At 34.8% G+C, this 14,393-nt stretch carries 7 protein-coding genes; all 7 read left to right on the top strand.

From position 1 onward, the window contains the following. The first annotated feature begins 7 nt into the window (after positions 1-7). The 7 genes from ACNQGN_RS16695 to ACNQGN_RS16665 all read left to right on the top strand — a co-directional run bounded on the left by ACNQGN_RS16695 (position 8) and on the right by ACNQGN_RS16665 (position 14,392). Positions 8-2,563, top strand: a complete 2,556-nt coding sequence (locus tag ACNQGN_RS16695; protein WP_417988973.1) for a glycoside hydrolase family 32 protein — start codon at positions 8-10, stop codon at positions 2,561-2,563. A gap of 16 nt (positions 2,564-2,579) precedes the next feature. Then, on the top strand, positions 2,580-4,118 hold the full coding sequence (locus tag ACNQGN_RS16690) for a glycoside hydrolase family 32 protein (protein ID WP_417988972.1): 1,539 nt from the start codon (positions 2,580-2,582) through the stop codon (positions 4,116-4,118). 309 nt (positions 4,119-4,427) lie between these two features. Next, a complete protein-coding gene (locus tag ACNQGN_RS16685) occupies positions 4,428-5,780 on the top strand; it encodes a sugar porter family MFS transporter (RefSeq protein ID WP_417988971.1) in 1,353 nt (450 codons plus the stop codon). An 89-nt stretch (positions 5,781-5,869) separates the two neighbouring features. Then, on the top strand, positions 5,870-7,528 hold the full coding sequence (locus ACNQGN_RS16680; protein WP_417988970.1) for a glycoside hydrolase family 32 protein: 1,659 nt from the start codon (positions 5,870-5,872) through the stop codon (positions 7,526-7,528). A 164-nt stretch (positions 7,529-7,692) separates the two neighbouring features. Further along, positions 7,693-10,788: a SusC/RagA family TonB-linked outer membrane protein gene (locus ACNQGN_RS16675; protein WP_417988969.1), complete on the top strand. Its 3,096-nt coding sequence runs from the start codon at positions 7,693-7,695 to the stop codon at positions 10,786-10,788. Between the two features lie 4 nt (positions 10,789-10,792). After that, on the top strand, positions 10,793-12,493 hold the full coding sequence (locus ACNQGN_RS16670) for a RagB/SusD family nutrient uptake outer membrane protein (RefSeq protein WP_417988968.1): 1,701 nt from the start codon (positions 10,793-10,795) through the stop codon (positions 12,491-12,493). 78 nt (positions 12,494-12,571) lie between these two features. Next, entirely contained in the window at positions 12,572-14,392 is a 1,821-nt protein-coding gene (locus tag ACNQGN_RS16665) for a hypothetical protein (RefSeq protein WP_417988967.1), read from the top strand. Position 14,393 lies beyond the last annotated feature (1 nt).

Here is a 14,393-nt window from a genome sequence, read left to right as displayed (position 1 = left end):
ACATACAATGAAAAAGTACATCTTAATTATTCTCTTAGGATTGGTTGTCCTAGGGTGTAAATCTAAAAAGGATCCGACTTCCGATCCAACTCCCAATCCGACTCCTAATCCAACTCCTAATCCCAATGCTGCCGCTGCGCTTTTATTGTTTGAATTCAATGAGAGCTCAGGACAAGTATTGGCAGAAGCTAAAACAAATGCTAGTTTTACTATAAATGGACCATCTAGTTCAGCTGAACGTATTGTAGGAGTTGAAGGAAATGCACTTCGTGTTAATGGCTTTTATGGCTGGGCTACCGGTACAACAAAAGTTACTTATCCAACTGCTGCTGTTTGTGTTACCGGTTGGGTTGCTCCATTGGTTTTTCCTGTTCAAAGGAAAGATCAAGATCCGCTAAGCGAAAATACAAATGCTTCTATTTTTTCAAATGTAAATGCATCTAACAGTGCTGGAATAGCTTTAGGAATCAATCATCATGGTAGAATAATTGGTCAATTCAAAATTGGAACAAAAGTTATTGAGATACTTTCTGATCAGGAAGTAACACTTAGAAAATGGAATTTTATAACCTTAAATATTAACGCTTCTTTGGGTACAGCCTCGCTATATCTTAATGGGGTTCAGATTAAGAAACAATCATTTGTAACAGGAGCAATAGCATGGGATAGTAATGCTACTGTTTATATTGGTAAAGAGGCAAAAAATAAAACCTTGGCAGGATTTGATACTAATGGATTGACTGGCGCAATCGATCAGGTTTCTCTGTGGAATAAAGATCTTACTAGTACAGAGATTGAAGCATTATACAATAAAGTAAGCCCTGGAATGCCAAATCTTACAATTCCTGTAGCGGAAAGATATGCAAATGATATTCACAGACCTAAATATCATTTATTACCAACCTCTGCTTGGACTAACGAATCACATGGCCTTATATATATAGATAATAAATACCATATGTTCAGTCAGAGAAATTTTAATGGGCCGTATTTAGAACATATAAATTGGGGACATTATGTTAGTGACGATTTGGTTAATTGGAGTGAAAAAGCACAGGTTTTATGGCCACAACCAGGGTTTGATGAAGTAGGAATCTGGTCTGGGCATGCGGTTCAGAAAAATGGGGTGCCTTATATATTTTATACTGGTGTTAATAAAGCAAGAGCAGCGATTGGCTTGGCTACTTCAAGTGCTCCCTATGATAATTGGGTTAAGAATGGTGAAGCAATTATTCCCAACGCTCCTGCTAATTATATACATGCTGACTTTAGAGACCCATTTGTATTTCAAAACAATTCAGATTGGTATATGATGGTAGGATCCGGTTTAAGAAGCGGACAAGCCAGAGGAGCACTTTTTTTATATAAGTCGGCTTCAGCAGATTTTAAACAATGGACACAGCAGGGTGTTATGGCGGAAGGAAACCCATTAGTTGATGGAACGGGAGAGTTTTGGGAAATGCCAATCTATTACAATTTTGGGGCCAAGTCAATTTTATTAGTAAATAAACTGCCAAATGCGAATGCATTATATTGGACTGGAAATTTTAATGGCTCTCAATTTATTAAAGATAGTGCTATTCCGGAACGATTAGATGTTATAAATGTATTATTGTCTCCGTCAATTTACCCTGATGCTAATGGAAATTTGTCAGCAATAGGAATTATTCCGGATGGAGTTAGTTCGGCCAAACACAAAGAACAAGGTTGGGCAAATGTATTCAGTTTACCAAGAGTTTGGTCACTTGTCAACACTAAAATTAAACAAGTCCCGCATCCAAACCTGCTAAAATTAAGAGGTGCTTCTAAAGATTTTACAAATGTTATTTTTAACGAAAATACCAGTAATGTTTTAAACAATGCGTCAGGTACTCAATACGAAATTGTCGCAACAATCAATCCGGGAACAGCAACAAAAGTTGGTTTTACTTTAAATAAAAATTCTGGATTAGGGGAACAAACACTGATCTATTATGATTATTTAACAAAGAATTTTGTTGTTGACAGGAGTAAGTCATCGATTATTAGCGGTGTGCCACTAGGAAATCAATCCGCAAGTTATGCATTGCCTTCAGGAAATATAAATTGGAGAATTTTTGTTGATGCTTCTGTTATAGAGGTCTTTGTAAATGAAGAATTAGCTTTTGCAACACGATCTTTTCCTTCTCTGGGAAGTAGTCAAATTGATTTATATGCCCAAGGCGGTACTGCTACGGCCACTGATCTCAAGATATATAATATTCAGGGAGGCGGAGTAGCCTCGGTTGCCAAAATTAGTGATTCTAAAGAAAGTGTTATTCATCCTACTGTTTTTCCTAACCCATCAAGTAATCAGTTTACGATTCAATTCGATGCTATTATGGATGTGACACCTGTATTTGCTTATGTTTTTGATTTAAATGGAATTCCGGTAAAGAGAATTGAGAAAATGTTAAATACCGATAATTCAATGATTAACTGGGATGGTTTCCTTGACAATGGAAATAAAGCCAGAGAAGGCGTGTATATAATAAAAGGACTTATTAAAAATGAATTGTTTGACGCTAAAATAATTGTAGAATAATCTAAAAACAGAATCTATGAAAAAAATAAATAAATTAATTGTAATAAATATTATTGTGGTCTTTAACTGTTTTATACTAACTAAAACTCAGGCTCAGTCGACGGGTAGTAAAGAAAATCACCGACCAAAATTACATTATACCGCAGAAAAAAATTGGATTAATGATCCTAATGGGATGTTTTTTTATGATGGGGAATACCATCTATTTTACCAACATAATCCGTATGGAGATAAATGGGGGCATATGAGTTGGGGACATGCTGTAAGTACAGATTTGATAAAATGGAAACATTTACCTAATGCCCTTGAAGAAGAAAATGATGTTATGATATTTTCAGGTTCGGCAGTTGTGGATTGGACAAATTCAAGTGGTTTTGGAATGCATTCGGCTCCTCCGATTGTAGCAGTGTATACAAGTTATGATGCCAAAACCGGATTACAGCATCAAAGTATTGCGTACAGCAATGATAAGGGAAGAACGTTTACTAAATATCAAGGTAATCCGGTATTGAACCTGAATAGTAAAGATTTTAGAGATCCAAAAGTTTTTTGGTATGAGCCGGAACAAAAGTGGATAATGGCTGTGGTATTATCTGTAGAAAAAAAGTTACAGTTTTATAGCTCCAAAAACCTTAAAGAATGGAGCTTAATGAGTGAATTTGGTCCAACTGGAGCTGTTAATGGTATTTGGGAGTGCCCTGATTTGTTTACGCTGACTCATAAAGGTATTACTAAATGGGTTTTAGGAATTAGTCTAGGAGATGGTAGTGTTGCCGGGGGATCAGGAATGCAATATTTTATAGGAAATTTTGATGGAAAAACTTTTACAGCTGATCCATCGGTATCTGGTAAAAATGGAGGTGTGAAATATATTGATTATGGGAAGGATTTTTATGCAGCTATTACCTGGAATGGGGCACCTGCTCAGGATGGAAGTCAAGTTTGGTTGGGGTGGATGAACAATTGGCAGTATGCAAATGACATTCCCTCATTTGGGTGGAGGGGATCTATGTCTCTACCAAGAAAATTAATTTTGAATAAATCCAATGGAGATTACTTTCTGAGTCAAAAAGCGATTCCCGCAGTTGATACCTATAGAATTTCAGAAACCAATCTTAAAAAAGAAACTGTTGCCAAAGTGAATCAAAAATTGCAAGAAATAGATTTGAAGGATTTGGCATTTGAATTGGATTTTAAATTTAGCCCTATAAAAACAGGTAAATTCTTAGATTTTGAGATACTAAATAACAGTAAAAGCGTAGTGAAATTAGCATTTAATAATGATACCAATGAGTTTGTTTTAACAAGGATTGATAAAGGAATTGCTAAAGAGGAATTTCAATCCATACAAAAAGTCTTCATAGGAAATAATGATACTGAAATGATTGATGTCCGTTTATTTGTAGATAAGAATTCCATAGAAATTTTTATAAATGAAGGTAAGTTCGTTTTTACTAATTTGATTTTTCCGGAAGACTTTAATACTAAGATTCAATTTAATTCATCTGATAACACAAGATCAATATTCAACTCTATTTCAATATTTAAATATTGATTTCTGCGTCTTAGAGCTTTATTAATTGTCATAAAGTAATAATTTTTGGTTTAAAAAAAGAAGATCTATATTTTTTATTACAATTAATTATTGATGCTTAAATTTTGTTAAAGGATACTGTTACGATAGTGTAATTAAATGTTACATTATTATACTGTTTCAAAGTAATAACGGAAAAATAAAATACAAGTTATTGTTTTTTAGGCATTTATAAATAACGAAATGATTTTGTAGATAATGGTAACATTCTAAAATGTGAAACTTTTCATTAAATAATAGTTTTGGAATGTAATAAATAAACATCTTAAAATGAATAAAAAAATATTGAGTTGGTCAATCATTGCGTCATTCGCAGGGTTCCTATTTGGTTTTGATACTGTTGTTATATCAGGTGCAGACAAAACACTGCAAACATTATGGAATTCAAGTGATTTTTTTCACGGTTCTGTAGTAATGGCTATGGCATTGTGGGGTACGGTAATAGGTGCAATTTTTGGTGGAATACCGACAAATAAAATCGGGAGAAAGAAAACATTACTGCTAATAGGAATCTTGTTTTCAATTTCTGCCTTAGGAACATCAGTTGCCAATGGTCCTTGGTTTTTTGCTTTTTTTAGATTTATTGGTGGATTAGGAATTGGGGCATCAACGATAGCTGCACCAGCCTACATTTCCGAAATCGCTCCTGCTAAAGACAGAGGACGTTTGGTTGGATTTTATCAATTTAATATCGTGTTGGGGATTCTATGCGCATTTTTATCAAATTATCTCTTGAGTGATATTGGTGAAAATTCTTGGAGATGGATGCTTGGGATTCAGGTTTTTCCTTCAATACTATATACTTTTTTAGTTTTTACTATTCATGAAAGTCCAAGATGGTTGCTTTCAAAATTTAAAGTAGAAGAAGCAAGATTCGTTTTGAATAAAATAAGTTCAAATGAAGACGTACAGAGCCTGATAAATGAATTAAATAAAAATGCAATTGATACACCTTCAAATGAAAATATTTTTATAAAGAAGTACCGATTTCCATTGCTGCTAGTATTCTTGATTGCTTCATTTAATCAATTATCAGGAATCAATGCCTTTTTATATTATGCTCCAAGAATTTTTGAAGAAGCTGGTTTAGGAACAAGAACGGCTTTACTAAGTAGTATAGGTATAGGCTTCATTAATTTGATATTTACCTTAATAGGGGTTTACTTAATTGACCGATTGGGAAGACGTAAGTTAATGATTTTTGGTTCAATAGGATATATTGTTTCCTTATCCTTAGTAGCGATGTCATTTTATTTAGATTGGAAAGGACTGGCTGTCCCATCATTTCTTTTTCTTTTTATAGCATCACATGCAATTGGCCAGGGCGCTGTTATCTGGGTTTTTATTTCTGAAATATTCCCAAATCATTTGAGAGCATCAGGACAATCTTTTGGGAGTTCAGTTCACTGGGTACTGGCCGCTATCATTCCTTCTATGGTTCCAATACTTTTTTCAAATTTTGGTGTCGGGAATGTCTTTGCTTTTTTTGCTTTTATGATGGTGTTCCAACTTTTGTTTGTCCTTTTTTTAATGCCCGAAACCAAAGGTGTTTCGCTTGAAGATATGAATAGTAATATTAATAAAACGGATAATTATAAATTGGAAGTCTCAAAACGAAGCTAATGAACGGGTTGTTTTCTGTTTTTGTAATGTCTTGAACTAAGGAGTTTATCTAGAATGATTTCGTAAAAAAATAACTAAAAGATAAAATTATGATTAGAGTAAGTCAAAAAAGACACTTCATCTCAATGTGTTGTGTTACGGGAATGCTTTTTTTATTTGGATGTAAACCATCTTCTTCGCTGGTAGAACAAAAAGCGTATACAGAGGAAGAGTTGTATCGGCCAAATTTTCATTTTACCCCAAAGAACTATTGGATGAATGATCCAAATGGTATGTTTTATTATAAGGGAAACTATCATCTTTTATTTCAGCATCATCCGAATTCAAATGTTGCCGGAGCGATACACTGGGGGCACGCTGTAAGTAACGATCTTATTACTTGGACTGAAAAACCTATTGCGATTTATCCGGATGAAAAAGGGTATATTTTTTCGGGCAGTGCTGTTGTTGATTTAGAAAACACATCTGGTTTTGGCAGTTTGCAAAACCCTCCCATAGTTGCCATGTTTACGTATCATGATCCTGTAAAGGAGAAAGCGGGTAAGATCGATGTTCAATCACAAGCGATTGCCTATTCGTTGGACGAAGGATTGACCTGGACTAAATATGAGAATAATCCAGTTATCAAGAATACAAATATTCAAGATTTTAGAGACCCAAAAATGACCTGGGATGCGATTCACAAACAATGGCTAATGGTCTTGGCAGCTGGAGATCATTCGATGTTGTATCGTTCTGAAAACCTGAAAGATTGGGAATTACTTTCCGATTTTGGAAAAGGTATTGGGTCGCATGACGGGGTTTGGGAATGTCCAGATTTTTTTCCAATGCCTGTTGAGGGTTCTGATCAATATAAGTGGGTGCTTTTGCAGAGTATTAATCCAGGGGGACCTAATGGAGGTTCTGCCACTCAATATTTTGTTGGTGATTTTGATGGTAAAACATTTAAGCTGGATGAATCTTTTTCAGAAGATCTGAAACAAAAAAAATCATTATGGATTGATTACGGGAGAGATAATTATGCGGGGGTTACCTGGTCAAATATTTCGGAAACAGATGGCAGAAAATTGTTTATAGGCTGGATGTCCAACTGGGACTATGCCCAAAAAGTTCCGACGCAAAAATGGAGAGGCAGCTCGACGATTCCAAGAGAATTAAGACTTATAAAAGAAGGGAATCATTTTAGGGTTCTATCGCAGCCAGTAAGGGAATTGAAGAAGTATGTTTCAAAAACTGTAGAAAAAGATATCGTTAAAATTGATAAAAAAACGGTATTGGTTGATAAATCACAGGTTGACTTGTCAAAACTTGATATTCAATTTACGATGAAGGATCTAAAAGAAGATGTCTATACTTTCTCGCTATCCAATACATCCAATAATTCAGTTCAATTTGGCATCAATAAAAAAGACAAATACTTTTTTATCGACAGAAGAAATTCTGGAAATTTATCCTTTTCTGATGTTTTTGCAAAGCAAATTTCAAAAGCTCCGTTTCCAGCAGATTTTGACAAAATAGAAGTAAGAGTAATTATTGATAAAACTTCAATAGAAGTATTTTATAATAATGGGGAAACAGTTATGACTGAGCTGTTTTTTCCCGAAAAGCCTATGGAAATATTTTCAGTCGCTAAAGGAATTTTCGATTTCAATATTGAAAATTTAATAATTAACCAACTCAATTTTAACCAAGCGAACTTGTTGGGTGAACTTGATTTAAATAAAGAAAATAAAGTGAAAATAGAATAAAAAAGGGCAAACAGGATTTCTAAACTTCGTAGGAAGAAGGGTTGAACTTACACAAAAATTTCTGGAGCCGGTTTATGATACCTAAAACCAAAGGTATATCGCTTGGAAAGATAACAATAGTAATAACCACCAATTTTTTTAACTAACAACCAAAAACAAAATGTATGAAAATTAAGTATTTTAAAAACAAGAAAAACATAATAGCTCTTTGCTTGTTTTTCTCTGTATTTATTGCTTCAGGCCAAGAGAAGCAGGTAAATGGATCTGTTTTGTCAGACGACGGAGGGCCCTTGCCAGGAGCAACAGTTCAGGTCGAGGGTTCTATTGCGGGAACAGCAACAGATTTAGATGGGAGGTTTCAAATTAAGGCTAATGAAGGGGCAGTATTATTAGTTTCTTATATAGGCTATACAGATGCAAAAGTAAAAGTTACTGGAAATAAAACATATACTATTACTTTAAAATCCTCTTTAAGTACGCTTGCAGAAGTAATTGTGACAGGATATACAAAGGAGCGAAAGGCTGATATAACCGGAGCTATTTCTATTGTCAATATTGATGATTTGAATGAAGGAGCCACTTCGAATGTTGTGTCGAAATTGCAATCTAGGGTTGCGGGGCTTTCTTTTACATCTTCAGGTGTTCCCGGAGGTAACGATACACAGATATCTATTCGTGGATTGACATCGGTTTTTGGAGGTACAGGACCTTTATGGGTTATTGATGGTGTTCAAACTACCTCTTCTGCCGGATTAAATCCAAATGATATTCAAAGTATTCAGGTGCTTAAAGATGCTGCATCTGCGGGTATTTATGGTACAGAAGCAGCAAGAGGTGTAATAATAGTTACCACCAAGCAAGCAAAAAGTGGTACCCAAAAAATCACTCTTGATACAAGGCTAACCTATAATACTGTTCGGGAGAATTTCAATGTATTAAGTGGACAACAATGGCTTGATGTACGTTATAAAGCGCAAGGGAATAATCCTGTATCAGCGGGAAATTTTATTTATGTACCGGGAACTCCGCTTCCTGAGTTTTTGGATGACAATAACAACTTAAGACTTTCAAATACCAATTGGATTGACGTGATCTTAAAAAATTCCTTCTCTTCAACAACAGATTTTGGTTATTCTTATGCAAATGACAGATGGAAAATTTTTACTGGTCTAGGGCATACTAAAGATGATGGAATAATAGAGCATACTTATTATGAAAGAGCAAACTTTAGGTTAAATACAAGTTTGAAATTATTTAAGGACAGGTTAACTATTGGAGAAAACTTGACAGTTACTAATTTCCGAGAAGTCAAAGGAAATTCAATGGAAGACGCAATTCTTCAAAATCCATTAATTCCAGTATATGGAGAAGATGGGACTTGGGGAGGACCTACAGGTGCAGGACTTCAAGACAAATGGAATCCTTTGGCTATTTTAGAAAACAACAAAAATAACCAACAAAAAACATGGCGAACTTTTGGAAATATCTATGCAGATTTAACGATCAATAAGAATTTTGTGTTTAGTTCCAAGTTAAATTTTGATGTCAATAAATTTAAATTTGATGAAAAAACGGGTGCGTTTAATCAAAATGGCAGCATACTAGGCAATAGAATATTGCTTGATGGTGCGGAATTTTCAAGGTTTGCCAGAAATAGAAATTCATCAGAAACATTTATTATAACGAATTTATTGACTTTTAATAATAAGTATGGGGAACATTCTATCAGTGCTTTTGCAGGGCAGGAAATTTTCAAAAAAGACCAAACTAATACATACCACCGCTTACAGGTTCCGTTTGGAACAAGTGTTGATTTTGAAAATTATACAAATTATGAAATCATATCGGATTCCAATTCATTAGATGCCTATGGTATAGGTGCAGATAGCAGAAGAGAATCTGTATTTGCAAAAGTATCTTATGATTTTGCTAAAAAATATTACTTCTCGACAAGTGCAAGAAGAGATGGCTCTTCTCGTTTTGGTAAGAACAATCGATATGCACTTTTTCCAACTGCCTCAGCTGGCTGGACCATTAGCAATGAAAAATTCTTAGAAGATTCCAAATTATTCAATAATTTAAAAATAAGAGCCTCATGGGGAGGGAATGGAAATGCTGATATTTTAGAATATGCACAGTATTCTATATATAATATGTCATTAGAAAATAGTAATTACGATTTATCAGGTGCAGGAAGTGGTACTATTGGTTTGGGAGTTTCGCCAAATCAAATAGGAAATCCAGATTTAAAGTGGGAGCAATCTTATCAAACGAATATTGGTATTGACCTTGGGATTTTAGATAACCGTCTAAATTTAACGGTTGATTTGTATGAAAAGAAAACGTCAGATTTATTACTCCAAGTAATTCAGCCTTCGGTATTGGGTGAAGCAGGAAAAACATTGTTCTTTAATGCGGGAGATATGGTGAACAAAGGAATCGATCTTATGTTAGGTTACAAATCAAAAAACCAAAATGACTTTAATTATGGGATTGATTTGACATTCTCTTCGTATCGTAACGAAGTTACAAAGCTAAATAATTCGGACAATTTCATATTGGATGGTATTTCCTTTACAGGAGTTGGACATCCTATTGGATCTTACTTTGGATATATTGCTGATGGATTATTTAGAACACCGGAGGAAGTAGCTGTACATGCAAATCAAACAGGGAAAGCTTTAGGAAATATCAGATATAGAGATTTAAATGGGGACGGAGTTATTGATCAGGAGGATCGAACAATTATAGGGAATCCACATCCTGATTTCACCTACGGTATGAATCTTTCAGCTAGCTATAAAAATTGGGATTTGAGCCTTTTCTTTGATGGTAGAAGTGGTAACGATATGTATAATGCACAAAGAGAAATGCTTGATTTTCCTTATTTCGGATTTAATCATGGTTTAAATACATTAGATGCTTGGGCTCCTGATAATGCGAATTCTCTTATTCCAGCCTTAAATACAACAGATGGCAATGATCAAAAACGTGCCTCTACCTATTTTATTGAAGACGGCTCTTATTTCAGATTAAAGAATGTAAGTGTTAACTATAGCTTTAACCCTAAAGTCTTTAAAGATTTAGGTTTGACTTCTGGGAAAGTATTTCTTCAAGCGGAGAATTTATTTAGTATTACTTCATTTACAGGATTCGATTACGAAGTACCTGGGCTAAGTAGAACTGGTATTGGAATAGCCGGTCTGGGGGTATATCCACACACAAAAACATTCAGTTTAGGATTTAATTTACAATTTTAAAAACATGAGAAAAATAAAATTATTTTTAGCTGTATTAGGAATAACAATGAGTGTCGCTTCTTGTCAAGAAGATTTCTTAGATGTAAGTCCTGAAAATGTAATCTCAGAAGAGAATTTAGATTTAGAACAATTAGTAGTAAGCGCTTATAGTTCACTTGACTATAGGTTTAATACTGGGGAGTTCAGGGATAATTGGCCTTTTGATCATGCGCCTTCTAATTGGTGTTTTTCTGATATTAGAAGTGGTGACGCCTATAAGGGTGGTGGAGGTGTAGGTGATAACCCAGGGGGCGGAATGCACGCACTTGAAATTCACCAGGTATTTCCTTCTTCCGGAAATGTTTATAGCCTTTGGAGAGCAATTTATTTTTCTATTTTTAGGGTAAACAGCGCAATTACTGCAGTAAATAACAGTGCAGATTTTGCAAATAAAGACTTAAGAATTGGAGAATTGAAGGTGTTAAGAGCACATTTCTATTTTGAATTGATGAAAAACTTTGGCTCTTTCGCATACATTGATGAAAATACTCCGATTGAAGAGGTGACCGGTGTTGAAAACTCATTTGATAAAGATTTTTTGTGGGGAAAAATAGAAAAAGATTTAACGGATGCTATTTTAGTACTGCCAGAAACTCAGTCTGAATTGGGAAGGGTGAATAAATTGGTTGCTTATGCATATTTGGCAAAAGCTCAGTTGTTTCAGAATAAATGGAGTGAAGTTATCATAAATGCAAATAAAGTTATTGCGGGACCTTATAAATTGGTAAGTGATATAGAAAAATTATATTCTTCGCCTGGTTATGGAAACGACGAAAATGTATTTGCAATACAATATTCGGTTAACGATGGTTCCGAATTCGGTAATCTGGATTTCGGTAATTTATTGAATAGCCCTGATTCTCCCGGAGATGATTTGTTTCATCCATACTTAAACGGAGATGATTTTGATAAACCAACTCAAAACATTGTAAATACTTTTAAAGTTGATGCGAATGGTTTGCCATTATTGGATTCTTACAATAACTCAGATTTAGATCCTAGAGATATTTCAACACCAGTTGATCCAAGACTAGATCACTCAATTGGTAGACCAGGAATTACATGGAAAAAATGGCAATTATTGCCACAACAGAATAACTGGAGCAGAGACGTTGCTTCTTACGGATACTATGCACGCAAAAAAAATCAGATCGATCCCTATTCTGATTTGAGATCTTCAGGTGGTTTTCCATGGGCGAAAGGAGCTCTGGACTGGCCTTTAATAAAAATAAGTGATGTAATGTTATGGAAAGCAGAAGCTTCCATTGAGTCCGGTGATATGACTACTGGTATGAATATTATTAATCAGATTAGAAGCAGAGCTAAAGCATCACCGTATGTGTACGATTTTTATAATAATGCTATTAATGCGGCTAATTATTCAATAGGGTTATATCCAAGCAGTGGGGTTACGCAACAATATGCCAGAAAGGCTTTGAGAATGGAAAGAAGGCTGGAACTTCACAATGAAGGACATCATTTTTATGATTTAGTAAGATGGGAAGTTGCAGGGGAATGGATAAACGGTTACATGTTAAGTGAAAGTGCCAAACGCAATTATTATAGTGGTGCATCATTTACCTCTGGAAGAGATGAATATTTGCCGATTCCACAAATTGAAATTGATGCGTCCGGTGGAGTGTACAAGCAACGATTAGGTTATTAAAATGAAGTGAACGCGAATACTCATCAAGAGATTCAGCTCATTAACAATTAAAACTATTAACAATAAAAATTATTTAATATGAAAATTATAATTAAAGCAATTAGATTGATTTCTTTTCTATTCGTAGGAATCGCAATCTCTTTTTTAACAGGTTGTGAAAATGATTTGAAATTTGAAGATCATGTTCCTGATTATACGCACTCTATCATTCGATCTTTTGAGGTAAATGGACAGGCTGCAACGATTGATCATACGAATGGTGTGATAAATTTAACATTGCCTGCAGGCTCAGATATTAGTAAAGTGCCTGTAACGCTAACAAAGCCTGAAGGCGCTACAGTGGCTCCCGATTCTGGAAGTATTGTTGATTTTTCAAATGGCTCTGTTATATTTACAATAACAAATAAAGGTGTTACCAGAGAATATACCGTAACTGTTGCGGTTTATGGTAATCCTATGATAATGAGTTTTTCAATAGGAGCCAATCTGGGAACAATAGATCATGTAGCTGGTATCATTAGTATAACTGTAGGCAGCCAGGAAAATATTACCAGATTAGTACCGCAGTATGTTGTACCAGGAGGTACTACTGCCACACCACAATCAGGAATTGCGCAAAATTTTTCTAATCCGGTTAAATTTACGGTTGTTTCTGACGATGGATTTACTGGCAAGTCTTATTTTGTTCATGTAATTCAAATAGCAGCACCAATAATTTTAAGTTTTAATGTTGATGGAAATGTAGGTGCGATTAACAATATTGATCATACCATAACGGTTTTGGTTCCGCCAACATACAATTTATCAAGTATTACTCCAACTCTAATTTTAGCAGAAGGACAAACAGTCTCTCCTGCGACTCAAGTAGCACAAAATTTTTCAAATGGGGCTATAGCGTATACCGTTACGAATACAGAAGGTTTATCACAGGTTTACCAAGTTTCAGTAATTAGCTCAAAAACAGGTATAGCATTTATTGGTGATGGGAATGATATAAATTCAATTCAGGATGATGATGCTAAAGCTGCTGCTCTATTTTTAAAAGAAACCTATCCTAATGATTTTAATTATATCAAATTTTCGGATATCACGGCGGCTTCTTTAGAAAACATTAAAGTTATTATGCTTTATTATTTATCGCCTTTACCAAATTTAGGATATGCTGCGACTGCTTCAAATGCATTAACAATGTTACCTGCTGAATTAAGACCAGGTACTTCACAAAGTAATGTATTGAAGAGTTGGGTAAAAGCAGGAGGCGATATGTTTATTGCTGGAGATCCTACACCATTTGTAAATGTTTTAGGAAGAGTGCCAGCGGATTATTCTAAAGCTAAGGCCATCGGGAATTATGTTTATACTGAATTCGGATGCGGAGCAGCAGGTGGATGTGTTGATTATGGAAAACCAGCTGACGATATTTGGGGACTTGGAGTTCGTGATGCTAATAACTCAGGAAATAGAAGAACGCATCCAATTTATTCAGGATTGAATTTTGTGGGTGACGGGGAATTACCGCTCTCAAATTCTGCAACACGTGAAGCAAGATTAGTGTGGTGGAATTCGATGGAAGGTTTAATCGGCGGAAGTACTTGTTGTGGTCAAAGTGAAACGGAATTAATAGAGCAAACATTGCATTCCGTGAAATTAGGAACTCTTAGATGGGTTGGCGATGGTTTCGGAATTGGCGCAATGGAGTATTTGGGAACTGATAAAAATCGTGATGCCAATTATGACAGCAATATCCCAACCGATTTCAAAGGACATATCATTACAATGGAAAATACAATTATAGGGTATGAATTTAATCCAAACGGAACCGTTAACAATTATCAAAACAATATTGAAAAATTGACTAAAAATATAATTGGATATTTAAGAACTATAAATAATGATTAAA

The organism is Flavobacterium rhamnosi, assembly GCF_048286515.1.
Classification (GTDB): domain Bacteria; phylum Bacteroidota; class Bacteroidia; order Flavobacteriales; family Flavobacteriaceae; genus Flavobacterium.
This window is presented reverse-complemented; position numbering and strand designations above follow the sequence as displayed.